The organism is Emcibacter nanhaiensis, assembly GCF_006385175.1.
Taxonomy (GTDB): domain Bacteria; phylum Pseudomonadota; class Alphaproteobacteria; order Sphingomonadales; family Emcibacteraceae; genus Emcibacter; species Emcibacter nanhaiensis.
In genome coordinates this window covers 156,675-174,166 of the sequence record NZ_VFIY01000006.1, presented here as the reverse complement: position 1 = coordinate 174,166, position 17,492 = coordinate 156,675, and the positions used below count along the sequence as shown (strand labels likewise).

The 17,492-nt window shown below is 59.6% G+C and carries 17 protein-coding genes; all 17 read right to left on the bottom strand.

Annotated elements, in window-relative coordinates:
- Positions 1 to 10: 10 nt before the first annotated feature.
- Positions 11 to 1,138 carry an acyl-CoA dehydrogenase family protein gene (locus FIV46_RS08315; RefSeq protein WP_139940370.1) on the bottom strand — a complete coding sequence of 376 codons (1,128 nt, stop codon included), beginning with the start codon at positions 1,136 to 1,138 and terminating at the stop codon, positions 11 to 13.
- A gap of 3 nt (positions 1,139 to 1,141) precedes the next feature.
- Positions 1,142 to 2,050, bottom strand: coding sequence for an SDR family oxidoreductase (locus FIV46_RS08310; protein WP_139940368.1), 909 nt, complete (start codon positions 2,048 to 2,050; stop codon positions 1,142 to 1,144).
- Positions 2,051 to 2,062: 12 nt separating this feature from the next.
- Positions 2,063 to 3,214, bottom strand: a complete 1,152-nt coding sequence (locus tag FIV46_RS08305) for an acetyl-CoA C-acetyltransferase (RefSeq protein WP_139940366.1) — start codon at positions 3,212 to 3,214, stop codon at positions 2,063 to 2,065.
- 17 nt (positions 3,215 to 3,231) lie between these two features.
- The gene (locus tag FIV46_RS08300; protein WP_139940364.1) at positions 3,232 to 4,266 is read right to left on the bottom strand and encodes an acyl-CoA dehydrogenase family protein; all 1,035 of its coding nucleotides are present in this window, start codon (positions 4,264 to 4,266) and stop codon (positions 3,232 to 3,234) included.
- A gap of 4 nt (positions 4,267 to 4,270) precedes the next feature.
- Positions 4,271 to 5,431 (bottom strand): acyl-CoA dehydrogenase, encoded by a 1,161-nt coding sequence (locus FIV46_RS08295; RefSeq protein ID WP_139940362.1) that lies wholly within the window; start codon positions 5,429 to 5,431, stop codon positions 4,271 to 4,273.
- Positions 5,432 to 5,433: 2 nt separating this feature from the next.
- Positions 5,434 to 6,183: an enoyl-CoA hydratase family protein gene (locus FIV46_RS08290; protein ID WP_139940360.1), complete on the bottom strand. Its 750-nt coding sequence runs from the start codon at positions 6,181 to 6,183 to the stop codon at positions 5,434 to 5,436.
- On the bottom strand, positions 6,173 to 7,258 hold the full coding sequence (locus FIV46_RS08285) for an NAD(P)H-dependent flavin oxidoreductase (protein ID WP_139940358.1): 1,086 nt from the start codon (positions 7,256 to 7,258) through the stop codon (positions 6,173 to 6,175). The genes FIV46_RS08290 and FIV46_RS08285 overlap by 11 nt, the downstream gene beginning before the upstream one ends.
- Positions 7,258 to 8,163, bottom strand: coding sequence for an enoyl-CoA hydratase (locus tag FIV46_RS08280; protein ID WP_139940356.1), 906 nt, complete (start codon positions 8,161 to 8,163; stop codon positions 7,258 to 7,260). The genes FIV46_RS08285 and FIV46_RS08280 overlap by 1 nt, the downstream gene beginning before the upstream one ends.
- Before the next feature lies 1 nt (position 8,164).
- Positions 8,165 to 8,953, bottom strand: a complete 789-nt coding sequence (locus tag FIV46_RS08275; RefSeq protein ID WP_139940354.1) for a CoA-transferase subunit beta — start codon at positions 8,951 to 8,953, stop codon at positions 8,165 to 8,167.
- A gap of 24 nt (positions 8,954 to 8,977) precedes the next feature.
- Positions 8,978 to 9,859 carry a CoA transferase subunit A gene (locus FIV46_RS08270; RefSeq protein ID WP_139940352.1) on the bottom strand — a complete coding sequence of 294 codons (882 nt, stop codon included), beginning with the start codon at positions 9,857 to 9,859 and terminating at the stop codon, positions 8,978 to 8,980.
- Between the two features lies 1 nt (position 9,860).
- Positions 9,861 to 10,760 carry a VOC family protein gene (locus FIV46_RS08265; protein ID WP_181163131.1) on the bottom strand — a complete coding sequence of 300 codons (900 nt, stop codon included), beginning with the start codon at positions 10,758 to 10,760 and terminating at the stop codon, positions 9,861 to 9,863.
- 215 nt (positions 10,761 to 10,975) lie between these two features.
- Positions 10,976 to 12,652 (bottom strand): FAD-binding protein, encoded by a 1,677-nt coding sequence (locus tag FIV46_RS08260; RefSeq protein ID WP_181163130.1) that lies wholly within the window; start codon positions 12,650 to 12,652, stop codon positions 10,976 to 10,978.
- A gap of 39 nt (positions 12,653 to 12,691) precedes the next feature.
- Complete coding sequence (locus tag FIV46_RS08255; RefSeq protein WP_139940348.1) at positions 12,692 to 13,534, bottom strand: alpha/beta fold hydrolase; 843 nt, start codon at positions 13,532 to 13,534, stop codon at positions 12,692 to 12,694.
- An 11-nt stretch (positions 13,535 to 13,545) separates the two neighbouring features.
- Positions 13,546 to 14,739 (bottom strand): acyl-CoA dehydrogenase family protein, encoded by a 1,194-nt coding sequence (locus FIV46_RS08250; RefSeq protein ID WP_139940346.1) that lies wholly within the window; start codon positions 14,737 to 14,739, stop codon positions 13,546 to 13,548.
- A 146-nt stretch (positions 14,740 to 14,885) separates the two neighbouring features.
- Positions 14,886 to 15,353: an Lrp/AsnC family transcriptional regulator gene (locus FIV46_RS08245; RefSeq protein WP_139940344.1), complete on the bottom strand. Its 468-nt coding sequence runs from the start codon at positions 15,351 to 15,353 to the stop codon at positions 14,886 to 14,888.
- Positions 15,354 to 15,366: 13 nt separating this feature from the next.
- Positions 15,367 to 15,819 carry an Lrp/AsnC family transcriptional regulator gene (locus FIV46_RS08240; protein WP_139940342.1) on the bottom strand — a complete coding sequence of 151 codons (453 nt, stop codon included), beginning with the start codon at positions 15,817 to 15,819 and terminating at the stop codon, positions 15,367 to 15,369.
- Entirely contained in the window at positions 15,809 to 17,371 is a 1,563-nt protein-coding gene (locus FIV46_RS08235) for a FadD3 family acyl-CoA ligase (RefSeq protein ID WP_139940340.1), read from the bottom strand. Before FIV46_RS08235 ends, FIV46_RS08240 begins: the two co-directional genes overlap by 11 nt.
- Between the last annotated feature and the right edge of the window lie 121 nt (positions 17,372 to 17,492).

Here is a 17,492-nt window from a genome sequence, read left to right as displayed (position 1 = left end):
CTCCCTCCACTCACAAGTCCATGGCGAGAGCCATCTGCTCCCGGTGCCAGGCCGGTGCGCCGAGCTGGGACTCTCCAGCCCGGGCGCGTTTGAAATAAAGATGCACGTCGGCTTCCCAGGTAATGCCGATGCCGCCGTGGATCTGCAGGCATTCGGCGGCGTTCTTCATGGCGTCACTGCACAAGGTCGCCTTGGCGATGGGGGAGGCCTCGGCCAGTTCATCGGTATCCGCATCAATGACACAGGCGGCGTAATAAAGGCCGGAAATGCCGCTTTCCACCCGCACCATCATGTCGGCGCATTTATGCTTGATCGCCTGGAACGATCCGATGGCCCGGCCGAACTGCATGCGGTCCATGGCATAGGTCACCGCAGCGTCCAGGCACCAGCGGGACACACCAAGCTGTTCTGCCGCCAGCATGATGGAAGCGATACGGCAGGTCTTTAAAAAACAATCCCAGCCGCCTTCAAGTGACGTATCGGACCCGACAGTCACATTGGCAAATTCCAGACGGGTGAGACGCCGGGTCTGGTCCATGGTTTTGAGGGTGGTCGCAGAAAGACCTGTCGTTTCGCGGGGCAGAACAAACAGCCGCACGCCGCTTTCGTCAGCGCTCCCCTCTTTGCGGGCCACCGTGATAATCAGGTCGGCGCTGGCGCCGTCAATGACCTGCCCGGCGGTGCCGTTCAGCATAAAGCCGTCGCCTTCTTCGCGGTAGCTGAGGGTAATATCGTCAAGCCCGAAACTTCCCCCATTACCAAAGGCCAGCGTGGCCGTGGTCTGGCCGGCGGCGATGGCCGGCAGATGGGCCTGCTTCTGCGCCTCGGTGCCGCCATGGATCAGCGCCTGGGCCGCCTGGCAGATGGTGGCGAACAGCGGCGAACCGGTCAGGCGGTAGCCACATTCCTCCATAATGATAGCCAGTTCCACATAGCCGAGGCCAAGGCCATCGTAGTCTTCAGGGATCGCCAGCGCCGCCCAGCCCATGTCCTCGGCCAGCTGCTGCCAGATGCCGTCATCATAGCCTTTGTCGCTCTCCATCCACTGGCGCACTGCGGTCGAGGGAGAGATTTCCTCCAGGAAACCGCGGGCGGTTTCCCGGATCAGATTCTGTTCTTCGGAAAAAGTAAAATTCATGATTCAGCTTCCCCAGACTTTGCGGGCCGGCATGGCCTGTTCCAGAAGGCCCTTGACCGCTTCGGTGACATCTTCCGGCTTCCAGCGGGCATGGATATCCACGGATGGCCCTTCGCGCCAGCCGTCTTCCAGCATGATCATGCCACCCTTGATTTCGAACACCTGCCCGGTCACCCCGGCGCTTTCCGGGCTCGCCAGCCAGGCGACAATCGGGGCGCAGTTGGCCGGATCATTTTCATCAAAGCCGTCTTCCGGTGCCGCCATGGCGTCGCCAAAGGCCGCTTCGGTCATGCGGGTGCGGGCTGCCGGAGCCAGCGCATTGGCGGTAATGCCATAGCGCGCCAGTTCCGCCGCCTGCACCAGGGTCAAAGCGGCAATGCCCCCTTTGGCCGTCGAATAGGCGCTCTGACCGATGGAGCCCTGCAACCCCGCGCCGGAGGTGGTATTGATGATGCGGGCATCCACGGTGGAGCCGGTCTCTTTGGCCTTGCCGCGCCAGTAGGCCACGGCATTGGAGGCGACTGCGAAATGGCCCTTTAGATGCACCTTCATGGTGGCGTCCCATTCATCCTCGGTCGCGGAGACAAACATGCGGTCGCGCACGATACCGGCGTTGTTGACCACGGCATGAAGGTCACCAAAGGTATCCAGCGCCTGCTTGATCATGTCCCCGGCGGAGGTCATGTCGGACACATCGCCGAAGTTGGCGACGGCCTCACCACCCAGCGCGGCGATCTCCGCGACCACCTGCTCTGCGGGGGTGTTTTCTCCACCTTCACCCTGGTTGCTGACGCCCAGGTCGTTGACCACCACTTTGGCGCCCTGCCGGGCCAGCTCCAAGGCATATTCCCGGCCGAGCCCGCGGCCCGCGCCGGTTACCAGAACTACCCGTCCCTCACAAATTCCACTCATCACAGTGTTCCCTTACAGTCGTTCAATAATGGTGACGTTGGCCTGGCCACCACCTTCACACATGGTCTGCATCCCGTAGCGCCCGCCGGTCCGTTCCAGCTCATTCAGCAAAGTCGTCATCAGCCGCGCTCCGGTCGCGCCGAGCGGATGGCCAAGCGCAATCGCCCCGCCGTTCACATTCACCTTGGAGAGATCGGCGTCCATATCCTTCGCCCAGGACAACACCACCGAAGCAAAGGCTTCGTTGATTTCCACCAGGTCAACGTCCTGCATTGTCATGCCGCATTTTTTGAGGGCATATTCCGTGGCCGGAGCGGGAGCGGTCAGCATCCAGACCGGATCGTCGGCCCGCACACTGATATGATGAATGCGCGCCCGCGGCGTCAGGTTATGATCTTTGACGGCCTGCTCGGAGGCAATCAACAATGCGGCTGATGCATCCGAAATCTGGCTTGCAATACCTGCTGTTATCGGACTTCCTTCATCCAATGGTTCAAGTTCAGCCATCTTCTCCAGCGTGGTGTCACGGCGAATGGTTTCATCGGCTTTGAAGTCGCCGACAGAGGTAATCTCACCCTCAAAGCGACCCTCGTCCTGAGCGCGGGCGGCACGTATGTGGCTTTCCAATGCAAAGCGTTCCATTTCCTCGCGGGAGATGTTCCATTTTTCCGCAATCATCCGGGCGGAGTTAAACTGGGACAGCTGGTCCGGGCCGTAGCGTTTGACCCAGCCGGGCGAGCCGGTAAACGGGTCGGCCATGCCCAGCGGCTGGGCCGCCAGCATGGCATAACTGATCGGAATCTGGGTCATATTCTGCACCCCGCCGGCCACCACCAGATCCTGGGTCCCGCTCATCACCGCCTGCGCGGCGAAATGCACCGCCTGCTGGGACGAGCCGCACTGGCGATCGATGGTGGTGCCGGGGACATGGTCCGGCAGTCCGGCCACCAGCCAGCAGGTGCGGGCGATATCGCCCGCCTGACTGCCGACCGTGTCGCAGCAGCCGTAGATCACATCTTCCACGGCTGACGGATCGACCCCGGTACGGTCCATTAACGCCTTCAGCGGCACCGCGCCGAGATCAGCCGAATGCACATGGGCCAGCGATCCCTTGCGCCGCCCCACCGGCGTGCGCACCGCATCAACGATATAGGCTTCACTCACTTATTCTCTCCCAAACTTTATGCTGCACCAAAGGTGGCGCCCGGCCCGAGCGGCAGGTCGCCGTCCAGCACAGTATTTTCAAGTTGATCCTCTAAAAACAACAGGTCTCCGGCCGCGGCATTGAGCGCCCAAACCCGCTTCATCCAGAGATGCAGGTCCACCTCATAAGTGTAGCCCATGGCGCCATGCACCTGATGGGCGCTTTCCGTCGCCTGAAGCGCCGCCTCCCCGGCCTTGAGCTTGGCCTGGGCCACATGAACAGTTGCCAGCGGATCACCATCCGCCAGGCTGAAAGCCGCCCGGTGAATCAGTGGGCGGGCAAATTCCAGCGCCACCATGACCGACGACAGGTGATGTTTGACCGCCTGGAAGGAGCCAATCGGTTTGCCGAACTGCTGGCGGTCCCTGGCATAGTCCACCGCCATGTCCACCATGCGCCGTCCGAGTCCATACAGCTGGGCGGCAGCCACCAGGCTTGAACGCTCAAGCGCCGCCTGCCACAGCCTTACGGCATTTTCCCCCTCGGAAATCGTGACCCCATTAGCTTCACAGAGAAACACCGGCCGCAGCGGATCAATACTTTCACTCGCCTGCAGAGCAGGTGTGTTATCTAACCGGATCGCCGAGCCGTCATAGCTCAGAACTGCCTTCGCCCGATCCCCGTTGGTAATCACCGGTGAACGGCTGTCCTTGAGAGCGATGATCGCCTCACCGCTACAAACCTCTTGCAGAAATTCTTCCTGCCCGCCCAGGGCTGCCAGCAACGGCGCTGTCACAACCGCCGTTTCCAGCAGCGGCTCCGGCAGGGCGGCATAGCCGCATTCCTCGGCGATCAGAATATAGTCCCGGATCGTGAGGCCAAGCCCGCCAACTTCCTCCGGCAGTATCAGGCCCATCAGGCCCATCTCCGCCATCTGCTGCCAGCGATCTTCGGAAAAAGTCTTGCCCTGTTCCACCATCTTGCGCAGATGGGCAACGTCGCATTCCCCGGCGAGGAAGCCTTTGACGGCCTCCTGAAAATCGAGCTGGTCCTGGGTGAAGATAAATTCCATGGCCCTATCCCCTCGGCAGGCCAAGCAGGCGCTCGGCGATAATGTTGCGCTGGATCTCGTTGGAGCCGGCGTAGATCGGTCCCGCCAGCGAGAACAGATAACCGTCGAGCCAGTTACCGTTGTCTTCACCGCCCGGGGCGTGAGGCATCAGGTCAGCTGTCGCGCCGAGGATCATCACTGCCGTCCGGTGCAACGATCGGTCCAGTTCGGACCAGAATATCTTGTTGAGGCTGGCTTCGGACCCGATGGACCCGCCCGCCATCAGGCGCGAGGCGGTCTGGTAGGTGGACAGGCAATAGGCCTCCGCCTCCAGCCAGGCATCCAGCACCCGGCGGCGCACACTGCCCGGCATCCGGCCCGCATGTTTGCGGTAAAGTTCAACCAGCCGTTTCGCCGCCATCTGGTAGCGGGCCGGACTGCGCAGCATCAGCCCGCGCTCGAACCCGGCTGTGGCCATGGCCACTTTCCAGCCGTCGCCTTCACCGGCGAGCCGGTTTTCCACCGGCACCCGCACATCGTCGAAAAAGATTTCCGCAAAACCGGTCTGGCCATTGAGCTGGGGGATCGGCCGGATGGTGATGCCCTCCGCATCGAGCGGCAGAAGGATGAAGCTCAGGCCATGATGACGGCTGCTGTCCGGATCGGTGCGGAACAGGCCGAAGCACCAGTCGGCGTAAGCCGCCCGGGTCGACCAGGTTTTCTGGCCATTGATCACATACTGATCGCCGTCGCGGATCGCCTTGGTGCGGATCGCCGCCATGTCTGAGCCCGCGCCCGGTTCGGACCAGCCCTGGGCCCAGATCTCTTCACCGGAAGCCATGCGCGGCAGGAAACGGGCCTTTTGGTCGTCAGTCCCAAACTCCATCAGGGTCGGCCCGAGCAGGAAGATGCCGTTCTGGTTCACCCTGAGAGGCGCGCCCGCCCCGTAATATTCTTCCTCGAAAATCAGCCAGTCGATCAGGTCCGCGCCGCGCCCGCCATACTCGGTGGGCCAGGTCACCATGCCATAATTGCCTTGGTTCAGGGTCGCTTCCCATTCGCGGTGCGCCTCGAAGCCTTCCCTGGTGTCAAAGGACGGCAGCGGTTTGGCCGGCACATGCTCTTTGAGCCAGGCCCGTACCTCGGCCCGGAACGCCTTTTGCTTATCGGTATAGTCCAGCGCCATGATCAGAAGTCCGCCTTCTTGCCGCCCTCGACGAAGGCGTCACGGGCTTTCTGGCTGTCTTCTTCCATATACATTTCCAGGGTAAAGCCCTGTTCCCAGCGGTAGTTGCGGTCCACATCGGCCGCTTCGATGCCGTTCAAGGCTTCCTTGGCGATGGTCAGGGCCTTGCGGCTCTTGGAGGCGATCACCCGGCAGAAGGCGAGCGCCTCGTCATAGAGCCTGTCCCGCGGCACCACCTTTTCGACCGCGCCCAGGCGGTACATTTCCTCGGCCGTGATGTTGCTGCCGGTGAAGAAGGCCGCGCGCACCTTGTACAGCGGCAGCATGCGTGACAGATGGGACGCCCCGCCCATGGCCCCGCGGTCGATTTCCGGCAGGGCGAAAAAAGCATCATCAGAGGCAATGATAGTGTCGGACGCACCGCAGATAATGACGCCGCCGCCCATGATGAAGCCGTGCACGGCGCAGACCACCGGCACCTCTGCGGTGTGAATGGCCTGACCGGTCAGGAAATTACCCCGGTTGACCAGCGGGATCATATCCGGCTTGGCCTGCAGTTCCTTGATGTCCACCCCGGCCTGGAAGCCCTTGCCCTCGGCCCGGATCAGCACCACTTTCACTTCCGGGTTTGAAGCGGTGTTGGTCACGAGTTCCGGCAGCTCCAGCCACAGCTTGCTGTCAAAGGCATTGACCGGCGGATGGTCGAAAATAATCTCCCCGATCCCGTCATGGATATTCACATTAATCGGCATGTCCCTGTCCCTCTTTGTCACCACAGAGGCTTGAGATCCTCTGTTCCGCATCGCCCATGATCCCGCCGATCAGTTCCGCAACCGTGGGAATATCTTCAATCAGTCCCGCCACCTGTCCGGAGGGCAGAACGCCCTCATCCGGATGGCCCTGGACCATGGCGCGCTGGATCAGCACCGGGGCACTACCGGACATCATCACCTGCCCCATGGTCATGTCGGTCTTTTTCGCCATGTTCCAAGCGGACTTCAGCATGGCGGTCAGGCTGGCATTGGTCAGTTTCTTGAAGGCCAGGGCATTGCGGATACCGCGCAGCAGCAGGCCCGGTTTGCTCGCCCCTTCCAGATCGGCCAGCACCCGGTTCATCACCATGCGCTGCGGTATGCCGTCCACCTGCCTAGAGACCGGGATCTGGTCGACCCCCGCCTGCAGATATCTCTCTTTCGTTTGAACCGGCACCGGGCTTTCCTGCGTCAGCAAGAATCTCGTGCCCATGGCGATACCCGCCGCGCCGAAGGCCAGCGCCGCCGCGAGGCCGCGTCCGTCGCGGAAGCCGCCGGCGGCGATCACCGGCACATCCACCGCATCCAGCACCTGCGGCAGCAGCAGCGTGGTCGGCACGGCGCCGGTATGGCCGCCGCCTTCGCCGCCCTGGATCACCACCATGTCGGCGCCCTGCTTGACCGCCTTGACCGCATGACGCACCGCGCCCACGGTGGGTATGCACAGCACCCCGGCCTCTTTGAAGCGCTTGACTGTCGCCCCGTCCGGACCACGGCCGTAGGAAATGGCCCGCACCCGGTCACTATGGGACAGGATGATCTCGACAATCTCTTTGGCGCCCGGCTGGAACATATGGAAATTGACGCCGAACAGCTTGTCGGTCCGGGCCTTGATGTCCCTGATCCCGGCCTCCACTTCCGCCGGCGTCATCACCGCCCCGGCCAGGAAACCGAAGCCACCAGCCTCCGAGGTGGCCACCACCAGATCCGGTGACGAGACCCAACCCATAGCGGTCTGGATCACCGGATGGCGGCAGCCAAGCTTTTCGGTAAGAGCTGTCTCAAAGGCGCTCATTACTTATCCCCGCCCTCTTCCTTGTCCTTATTGGCTTTGGCCATGCTCTTGCCGTCAAAGCCGGCGATATAATCGCCCTTCACCAGCTGGTTCTGGGCATGGGCGAAATGATGCATGGCAAAGACCGCATCCATGCCGGTGCGCTTGCCCTGCAGATCTTCCATATGGTTGATGGCCTGCTTGGTGAGCAGCAGGCCGAGCCGCGGCTGGGCGGCGATCTTCTCCGCCATCTGCTTCACACAGTCTTCCAGCTCCGCCCGCGGCACCACCTTATTGACCATGCCCATCTCATAGGCGCGGCTCGCCGGCATGCGCTCGCCGAGGAACAGGAACTCCTTGGCAATCCGGGCGTTCAGTTCAAAACTGTGGGCGAAATATTCCACCCCGGGAAAGCCCATCTGCAACACCGGATCCTGGAAAAAAGCATCGTCCGACGCGACAATCAGGTCGCAGACCCAGGCCAGCATCAGGCCACCGGCAATGCAGGCGCCGTGCACCTGGGCGATGGTCGGTTTGGGGATGTCGCGCCAGCGCCGGCACATGCCGAGATAGACTTCCTGCTCCCGGATAAAGGCCTTTTCCGCGCCCGGTTTGTTGGCATGGTCGTACCACATCAGGCGGCGATCGAAGCTTTTGTCGAAATCCCGCCCCGGCGTGCCGATGTCATGCCCGGCGGAGAAATGCTTGGCGTCCGATTTCAGGATAATCACCTTGATCTCGTCGTCATCGGTGGCGCGCTGGAAGGCATCGTCCAGGGCATAGGTCATCTGGGAATTCTGCACGTTATGAAACTGCGGCCGGTTGAGGGTGATATACGCCAGCGGTCCCTCGGTCCGGTACAGCACCGGCTCTTCCGTTTCATAAGTGATGTCCGCCTGTACCGGATCTGTCAGGTCGTCGGTCATGTCATGCCCTCCTGTCGCCGGGCGGGTTGCCCTCGAACACAGTGGCCCGCAGGTTATGGGGATCGAGTTTCCTGATCAGCTCCAGCTGATCCTCGGTCGGCGCCGGGGTGTCGCCCAGCCCGTCGATCTTTTCCAGCGGGAAGCCGGTGTTGTCCTGCACCTCGTCAAAGCTCACCCCCGGGTGCAGGCTGATCACCCGGATCGCATTGTCCGCGCCGCCGAAGTCCATCACACAGAGGTCGGTGATAATATGGCGCAGCTCCAGATAGGGCGGTTTTTTGCCGTCCGGCCAGCGGGTGGGGTTGTAACCCACGGAACTGACCATATCCACCTCGCCATCAACAAAGGCCTTGGTATTGTGCTTGGGCACAAACATGCTGTTGATATTGTTGATGGTATTGCCGGGAAAGCCGCGCGCGCCGAGCAGGGCGACCTTGGGCTGCTCGTAAGTACCGCCGATCACCGATATATTCATCTGGCCATAACGGTCCACCTGCACCGGTCCGACAAAACAATGGCGGTCGCCGCGGTAGACGATGTCAAATACCCGCTCATAGGTCATGAGGCCTTCGATCTTGGGCTGATAGTCGCCGCGCGGGCCGAGCGGCACCGGTTCGCTGACCAGATAGGCCTCGCCCTCGGTCATCATCAGGCCGGGATTGAAAGTAAGCTTGGCCAGGCCGCCGGCCAGGCGCGGCACCACCCCGATCAGGGTCGCCATCTTTTCCCCGTCATGGCGGAAAGCTTCCGCCCCGGCGCAAATGCATAATTCTGCAAGACTGTAACTCATGTCTGCTAATCCTTTCCCTGCGCCCTAAAAAATCGGTAACGGCAGCTTGCGCACCGCCTCGATGCCGCCCACCGCCTTGAGGTAGCTGTCCTGATCCTGACCATGGACGAAACTGTCGAGATAGCCGTCGAAGCCTTCTTTGGCGGTCTTTGAATAATCCTTGAGGTGGGCCACATCGATGCCGTAGTCGGGGGCGCAGGAGCTCGGGTGAGCACCACCCGCCGCCTCTGCGACCCCCGCCACCAGGGAGCGCTCGATCGGCATTTTCACTGCCATGGCCGGATCGTTGAACTCCGAAGTTTCCACCAGCTCTTCACAGCTGAGATAGCTTTCTGTCGCCGCCCGGCAGAACCATTCGTCAAAAAAGGGATCCGGGCCGTAAATCCAGCTGTTGCCGAGCTTGTCTGCCTTGTTGACATGGGCAATGGCCATATCCAGCTTCAGGGCCGGCATGGCCACAAGGGTCTCCCCGTCCGCATAGGGTGAGGTGATGGTTTTGATCTCCGGCGCATGGGTCAGGATATCGGTGCCGAGCCCGACCCGGGTCGGCAGGAACGGCACCCGGCTCGCCGCCGCTTTCAATCCCAGCTGCAGCATACCCTCGTCCAGTTCCAGGATCTCGAATGCCCCGGCCTGCCGCGCCTTGCGAAAGTGTGCTTCGAGCGGGATCGCATCGAGGGAGACAAAGCCGAACACCAGCTTCTTGATTTTCCCGGCGCTGGCCAGCAGTCCCACATCAGCGCCGCCATAAGCAACAATGGTCAGGTCCTTCAACTCGTCCCGGCGCAGCATTTCGCGAATGATCGCCATGGGTTTGCGACGTCCGCCCCAGCCGGCAATCCCAAGGGTCATGCCGGAACGCATCCGGTCCACGATGCCGGAGATGGTCATGGTTTTATCAAGCATGTTACAGGTCTTTCATCATCGCATACTGATGGCCCCAGAGATCGCCGCTTTCGAGGATCGTGGGCTTCCAGTCCTTCCAGTCCATCTGCAGGCCGTCGCAGCCATATTCCACGCCGATACCGCCCGGCGACATGAAATAGACCGACAGCATATTGTCGTTGGTATGACGGCCGAGGGTGGCGAACAGCGGCATTCCTTGCTGTTCCGCCCGATCCATCGCCAGTCCGACCGTATCCAAATCGGGCACTTCCAACATCCAGTGCACGCAACCGGCCGGATGTTGGCCTTCAAAGATCGCCAGGCTGTGATGGCGCGGATTGGCGCAGTGCATGAACCGCACCCGCAGCACCGGCCCGCCCGCCCCCATCGGCACCGGAAGCTCGTCGGACAGCTCGAAGCCAAGCACTTCCCTGAGAAACTCAAAAGTTTCCTCGAACGCGGGAGCCGGCAGGACCACATGCCCCATACCCATGTCGCCGGTGATAAAACGGGAAACGCCGACAGGTGATTGGAAGGGGTCATCGGCCTCAAGCTCCCCGACACAGACATCATGCCGGTTTGCCGCCGGATCCAGGAAGGCCAGCCCCTCATCGACACCGCGCACAGCACAGTCTTTTTCACTGAGCTCTTCCCATTTCATGTCTCGGGCCGAAAGCTTGTCCCGCACTTCCTCGAGAGCCGCGCTATCGGCCACCTGCCAGCCGGCACAATAGAGCTTGTCTTCCTCTCCCGGCATGACGATCAAGCGGTGTGCCCGCTGGTCGATCCGGTAGTAATCATTCTCCGCCCCCACAGACGGTCCCGCCACTTTCTGCATCCCCATAATGGTGCAGGCCAGTTTTTCAATTTCCTTTTTATCCTTCACCTGCAGGGCAAGATAGCCAAGGCATTTGACCGCCATATTTAGTCTCTCCATTTTTATCGGCATCTGTTGCAATAGGCTGATGCCGGGCGCACTCCCAGTCAGTCACACCGCGAAGCGTGACTTTCTTTTCGCAATATAGGATAGAAAAACCCTCATATCAACTTTTTTAGTATTTTTTTTGATCTTTTTTTACGCAATAAGATATTTTTATAAGAAATAATCATATTTGTGCGTATCAAGACATAGCGGCACTAGCTCCCGGCCGCATGATGCCCGGCAATAAAGCCGAAAGTCATGGCCGGCCCGATGGTGGAACCGGCGCCGGGATAGGAGCGGCCCATCACCGAGGAGGAGGTATTGCCGATGGCATAAAGCCCCTCGATCACCGACCCGTCTTCGGCAAGGACCCGGGCAGTTGCATCGGTCAGCAGGCCGCCCTTGGTGCCGATATCGCCTGGGAAGACTTCGATGCCGTAAAAAGGCGCCTTCTCGATGGCGGCAATGCAGGGATTTTTGCCCGAATGGCTGTCGCCGTAATATTGATCATAGAAACTGTCGCCGCGGGCATAGTCCGGATCACGGCCGGTTGCGGCATATTGATTGTTTTTCTCGATGGTTTTCCGGAGCCCGGCGGCATCCACTCCCATCCGCTCCGCCAGTTCCTCAATACTGTCCGCCTTGAAGAGCAGGTCACAGATACGCGACGGCAACTTGTCGTCGCTCTGCACACTGGCCGGCATCAAGGGGCCGAAAGGGTATTTATGGCGAAAGGTGGCATCAAAGACGCAGAAAGACGGGATGCTGTCGGCCTGGTACATGGCATAGCCGGATTCCAGATAGGGAAAAGCTTCATTGGCAAACCGCTCGCCGGCCTTGTTGACAATCACATTGCCGGGCAGCGAGCGCTCGGCAAACAGGATATAGGCCCGATCATCTCCCGGCACCTTGATGCTGGGCGCCCACCAGGCGGAGTCCATCAGATCGGTTTTCGCCCCGATATCCATAGCCGCCACAAGGGTATCGCCGGTATTGTGCACATTGCCTGCGGTCCAGTTTCTGCTGCTTGGTTTGGGCAGGAATTTTTCCCGGAGCGCCTGGTTATGCTCAAAACCGCCGGCGCCGAGGATCACCCCCTTGCGCACCGTGATCGTTTTCTTTTGGCCATCCTGTTCAATGACGGCGCCGATCACACGGTCCTGGTCGTAGACCAATTCGGTCAGGGGAGAGGAAAGCAGCAGTGGCACCTTACGATCCAAGAGCGACGCCCGGAGGCGTGCCACCAGGGCCCCGCCCATAGTGAGGCGCCGGTCCCGCCTGCCCTGCAACCGGCCGGGTATATCCAGCCAGTATTTCAGCATCAGCTTCACAGCCAGCAGCATGGAGCCTTTGGCCTGGGTCAGCATGGCCCGGCCTTCCTTCATGGTGATGCAGATCCGCCCCAAAACCGTGACCTGTTTGTGCGGCGGGCGCAGGTTTGCGAATTCCGCACCCAAAATCTTCGCGTGGGTCGGTAACGGTTCCAGCGTGCGATAGCCGCGCTTGCCGCCTTTCTGTTCCGGAAAATAATCGGGATAGGGCATGGCGGCAAATCGGGCCTGGGTATGATCCTCCAGATATCTGACCATTCTCGGCGCCTGATCCAGATAGGCATCGATACGATCTGAGGACACCGCATTGCCGACCATGACCGCCATATAGGCCCGGGCGTCGTCCAGACTGTCGTCGCCGCCTTCTTCAAACAAATGATGATTATTGGGGATCCAGATGCCGCCGCCGGACGTGGCCGAGGTGCCGCCATACTGGTCGCTTTTTTCCACGATCAGCACCTGCGCCCCGGCATCATGGGCGGCAATGGCCGCGGTCAATGCCCCTGCCCCGGTGCCCACCACCAGCACATCGCAGGAAATCTCATTCTCCCGGTCCGGCATTCTTCGCCCCTTCTTTTTATTGTTGTTCGCCTCACTATATCAGGCGAGATCCAGTTCCTGCAGAAATTCCACCGAGGCCCGGTTAAACAGGCCGGCATATTCCACCATCACCCAGTGACCGCACTTGTTGATCAGGGTAAAGCGCACCGTCTCACAATTGTCGAGATAGCGCTGGGCGCCGCTGGCCGGACAGAATTGGTCATCCATGCCCCAGAAACCGAGAACCGGGCATTTCACACCCGGTATCCGGTCCGCCCGGTTTGGTATCTGCATGGTGGACAGCACTTCCCTGGGCTGGGTCTCGACAATGGCCAGACGCTCCGCCACCAGCTCATCAGTGACATGCTTCGGATTATGGACCAGAAGCTGAAGCAGCCCCTTCATGCCGTTAAAATCCAGCGCACCGGAGGAAAAGTCGCTCATCATTTTCTGGATGCCCGGCATGGCGAAATAATCCGGCAGTTCCTCGATCCCGCCGGGCGCCATCATGATCATGCCTTTCACCAGCCCCGGGAAGTCCACCGCCAGTTTCAGGGCGATGGCCCCGCCAAGGGAATTGCCGACCAACACACAGGACGTGATCCCGAGATGATCGATCAGCCCCTTGAGGGTATCGGCAAACAGATCAAGGCTGTAGGGCTGGTCTGTGGGCTTGCTGCTGTAGCCATAACCGATCAGGTCAGGCACAATAACCCTGTATCCGGCTTTAACAAATTCCGGATAATTGAGCTTGAAATTGCTGTAGCCGGAAGCGCCGGGTCCGCTGCCGTGAATAAAGATCACGGTGGGGCCGGACCCCAGGTCATGATAGTGAAGCTCGATAGCGTTTCCGACGTCCGCCCTGTTGGCCACCGGCGGAGCGCCCCTTTCTACCTCTCCCATTTACCTTCTCCCTAGATAAAGAAGTCCCTGTTTTGATGGCCGAGATACATACCGCCAAGATTATTCAGATAACGCGTCGGCTCGTTGGCCACGTGGGACCGGCCGGCATGCAGGTCCAGAAAATACTGCACAATCGGTTTGCCGAAAAAGATCCCCCGGGCCCCGCACAGGGTCTGGAGCGGATCAACTACCTCGATACATTTGCTCAGCACCTGGGCGGAATCCAGCCGGAAGCGAACCCGGTCCTCGATGGCGATTTCCTCGCCCGCCTTCACCTTGTCGGTCATATGGTCCAGATTGCGGTACAGGATCAGTTTGAGTTCGTCGATGCGGCGCATAGCGGCAGCCACCGCCTGCTGGGCATCGGGATCATCCACCGTTTTCTGACCGGTGTTGGAAGAGATGCGCGCCGCGGCGATCTCGAGGAAACTGTTCAGCGCCCCCTGGGTGGCGCCAATGGCCGAAGACGCCACAGCGCGGACAAAAATCTGCGCCCAGGGAATCCGGTAAACCGGCCCGGTGTTGACCTTGTTGCCCGGGTTGTCGCAGCTAAAGCCGTCGGCAGACCGGTGGGTGCGATAGTCCGGCACGAACGCGCCTTCGACAATAATGTCATGACTGCCGGTGCCCTGCAGACCGAACACATCCCAGTTGCGGACAATCCGGTAATCGCTTTTCGGCACCAGGAAGGTGCGCATATCCGGTGCCTCGCCTTCCTTTTCCGGCGGCACCATTGCCCCGAGCAGCACCCAGTCGCAATGCTCGCTGCCGGAGGAAAAGGACCAATGACCGGAAAGCTGGAACCCGCCCTCAACCCGCTCCACCTTGCCCACCGGCTGATAGGAAGACGACATCAGGGTCGAATTATCCTCACCCCAGACATCCTGCTGTGCCCGGTCATCAAACAGTGCCAGCTGGAAGGCATGAACCGCCACCACGCCGTAAACCCAGGCGCTGGACATACAACCTTCCGCCAGGGTCAACTGGATATCAAAGAACACCTGCGGATCCATTTCGAAGCCGCCATAGCGTCTGGGCTGGAGAACCTTGAAGAATCCGGCGTCCTGAAATTCCTGAATAGTATCTGCCGGGAGGGTCTGGTTCCGATTGGCGGCAGCCGAACGCTCCTGTAAAGCAGGTATCATCGCCCGCGCTTTCGCCACCATTGTTTCCCGAAGTTTTTCCTGATCTGTATCCTGTTCCATCATCACCTTCACGCACAACCAATATTATACATCTATTTTGCGTATACTGTCATAACCATAGGGTCATGTAAACTTATATTCGTATTTTTCATTATATTTTTTTACGATTTTTATAATTTATTGTCGTTATAACTGCACGAAGGGCTTTAATCGTTATCCAGGATACGCCCCCAACGATAGTCATATTTGATGAATTTAAGCCCCAGGGAGGTCTCCACATGCTTGACCCCGGGTATAGTGGCAATCGAATTATTGACCAGGTCCACCAGCTGCTCCGGCTCCTCAATCCTGGTCATCGCCAGAATATTGAAGCGGCCGAGCATGCTCGCAACAAACCTGATTTCCGGCTGCGCCGCCAGCAGTCTGGCGACCTCCACAACCCGGGTATGTTCCGTATGGACGCCTATATAGGCGAGAACCGTTTTTTCATACCGGGCAATATCCGTCACCGCAGTAATGCGGATCATCTTGTCTTCCTGAAGGCGTTTGATGCGACCACGCACCGTCCCCTCGGTGACCCCCAAAGTCGTCGCCAGTTTGCGATTGGAGATTGTCGCATCACGGGAGAGATATTCCAGGATCTGCTGATCAAGGTCATCAAGCTTTTTTGACATTACACCTCATCCCTCATGACAATGGCGCCGCGTTGAACTGAAATTTCATGACATCGAGAGCCAGGGCGGGACTCAGGTTACTGATACCCGCCACCCGGGACAGCTCCTCTCCCATGAATTTCTGCAACGCCTCAAAATCCTCTGCCACCACCAGCATTTCAATATCCTGGGTCCCGGACACCAGACTGACGGAAAAAACCTGTTCGAAGCGGGCAAGCTCTCGCGCCACCTCTTCGGCACTTCGGTTCTGGACCTCGACCCCGACGGCGATCAACGCCTCGAAACCGGCGGCGGAAAAATCGGTCACGGCGACCACCCGCATCATGTTGTCATCTTCCAGTCGCTTGACACGATTGCGGATAGTCACTGCAGTGACATCGAGCTGACGGGCAAGATCCTGACTGGTCAGGCGCCCGTCCTGCTGCAGAAGCTCAATAATCTGCCGGTCGAGATCGTCAAGTTGCATCAGTCAGCCTTTCCCGAAGGGCAAATTTCTGCACTTTACCCGCTGCATTAAGAGGCAGGGAGTCAACAAAATGAATCTCCCGCGGCACCTTGTAGTTGGCCATATTGAGACGGCACCAGCGCACAATTTCCTCTTCTGTCTGGCCTTTTTCCTTCGATACGACAAAAGCAACCGGCACCTCTCCCATGCGCTGATCCGGCTTGCCGACCACCGCCACCTGGACAATATCCGGATTCCCCAACATGATGTTCTCCACCTCGGCCGGATAGCAGTTGAAGCCGCCAATAATCAGCATGTCTTTTTTTCGGTCGGTGATTTTCAGATAACCTTGCTCGTCCATAATTCCAATATCGCCGGTCCTGAGCCAGCCGTCACCGGTCAGGGTACTCGCGGTGGCCTCCTCATCCTCGAAATAGCCCTTCATCACCGTATAGCCCCGGACAAGAATTTCCCCGGGATCGCCCTGGGCCACCTCCCGCCCCTCATCGTCAACGAGACGCACTTCCACGCCCGCCACCGGCCGGCCGGAGGTGCCGGCGATTTTCTCCACCGGATCATCGGGATAGCACATGGTCACCAGTCCGCAGGCCTCGGTCAGGCCATAGGCCGTCACCACCGTAGCAATACTAAGACGGGCGCGGATATCCTCGATCAACTGGACAGGAATCACCGCCGCGCCGGTCACCGCCAGCCGCAGGCTGGAAATATCCGCCGTCTCCAGCGCCGGATCAGACAACAAGGACTGATATAGGGTGGGCGGGCCGGGCAGGACTGAGATTTTTTCCCGGGCCACCCGCTCGAGAATAACGGGCACATCAAACACCGCCTGGGGCAAAATGGTCGCCCCGCGCAGCAAACAAGCAAGCCAGCCGGCCTTGTAGCCGAAGGTATGGAAGAACGGATTGACGATCAGATACCGATCCCCTTCCCGCAAGCCCACATGATCGCACCAGACATCAAACATGGTCACGGTCTGACCATGGGACAGCGGCACCCCCTTGGGCTTACCGGTGGTACCGGAAGTGAAGATGATGTCACTGACATCCTCTTCAGTCACCGCCGCACGGCGAGCCGCGACCGCAGCCGCGGAAACTCCCTGCCCTGCCTCCAGGAATTGAGACCACGGGGTGACCGTCAACACGTCGCTTTTCCCGTCCAAAAGAATAATCTCTTTCAGGTGCGGCAGGTCGCAGCCTTCCAACAACGCCGGATAATCAATATCCAGAAAACCGGACACGGTGGCCAGGAAGCTTGCCCGGCTCTTGTTCAGGATATAAGCCGCCTCCTCGCCCTTCATCCGGGTATTGAGCGGCACGATGGCGCCGCCGGCAGCCATCACCCCCAGGGCCGCCATAATCCAGTCACCGCTGTTCGGCGCCCAGATCGCCACCCGGTCACCGGGCTCAAGACCCGCGCGGAGAAAAGCCGCCGCGGCGCGATCCATCTGCAGCTCAAGGTCGGCAAAGGTCAGCACACGACCGGCTTCTTCCAATGCGCAAGCCGTTCCATATATTTCCGCAGCCCGGACAACAATGGATGGTATGGTATTCATGTCCTCTTCTCTTATTTCCAGATTCACTTTTTGGTTCCGCTTTTAACACGCCCTCGGCACGCAATCTATTTATTTTAGTATTATTATTTGTATATTTTTACGAATTATGTATTGATGTGGA

Excerpts from the sequence above, each read along its gene's own strand:
- FIV46_RS08315 (WP_139940370.1), bottom strand. The coding sequence starts at position 1,138 with ATGAATTTTACTTTTTCCGAAGAACAGAATCTGATCCGGGAAACCGCC.
- FIV46_RS08310 (WP_139940368.1), bottom strand. The coding sequence starts at position 2,050 with ATGAGTGGAATTTGTGAGGGACGGGTAGTTCTGGTAACCGGCGCGGGC.
- FIV46_RS08300 (WP_139940364.1), bottom strand. The coding sequence starts at position 4,266 with ATGGAATTTATCTTCACCCAGGACCAGCTCGATTTTCAGGAGGCCGTC.
- FIV46_RS08295 (WP_139940362.1), bottom strand. The coding sequence starts at position 5,431 with ATGGCGCTGGACTATACCGATAAGCAAAAGGCGTTCCGGGCCGAGGTA.
- FIV46_RS08290 (WP_139940360.1), bottom strand. The coding sequence starts at position 6,183 with ATGCCGATTAATGTGAATATCCATGACGGGATCGGGGAGATTATTTTC.
- FIV46_RS08285 (WP_139940358.1), bottom strand. The coding sequence starts at position 7,258 with ATGAGCGCCTTTGAGACAGCTCTTACCGAAAAGCTTGGCTGCCGCCAT.
- FIV46_RS08280 (WP_139940356.1), bottom strand. The coding sequence starts at position 8,163 with ATGACCGACGACCTGACAGATCCGGTACAGGCGGACATCACTTATGAA.
- FIV46_RS08275 (WP_139940354.1), bottom strand. The coding sequence starts at position 8,953 with ATGAGTTACAGTCTTGCAGAATTATGCATTTGCGCCGGGGCGGAAGCT.
- FIV46_RS08270 (WP_139940352.1), bottom strand. The coding sequence starts at position 9,859 with ATGCTTGATAAAACCATGACCATCTCCGGCATCGTGGACCGGATGCGT.
- FIV46_RS08265 (WP_181163131.1), bottom strand. The coding sequence starts at position 10,760 with ATGGCGGTCAAATGCCTTGGCTATCTTGCCCTGCAGGTGAAGGATAAA.
- FIV46_RS08260 (WP_181163130.1), bottom strand. The coding sequence starts at position 12,652 with ATGCCGGACCGGGAGAATGAGATTTCCTGCGATGTGCTGGTGGTGGGC.
- FIV46_RS08255 (WP_139940348.1), bottom strand. The coding sequence starts at position 13,534 with ATGGGAGAGGTAGAAAGGGGCGCTCCGCCGGTGGCCAACAGGGCGGAC.
- FIV46_RS08250 (WP_139940346.1), bottom strand. The coding sequence starts at position 14,739 with ATGGAACAGGATACAGATCAGGAAAAACTTCGGGAAACAATGGTGGCG.
- FIV46_RS08245 (WP_139940344.1), bottom strand. The coding sequence starts at position 15,353 with ATGTCAAAAAAGCTTGATGACCTTGATCAGCAGATCCTGGAATATCTC.
- FIV46_RS08240 (WP_139940342.1), bottom strand. The coding sequence starts at position 15,819 with ATGCAACTTGACGATCTCGACCGGCAGATTATTGAGCTTCTGCAGCAG.
- FIV46_RS08235 (WP_139940340.1), bottom strand. The coding sequence starts at position 17,371 with ATGAATACCATACCATCCATTGTTGTCCGGGCTGCGGAAATATATGGA.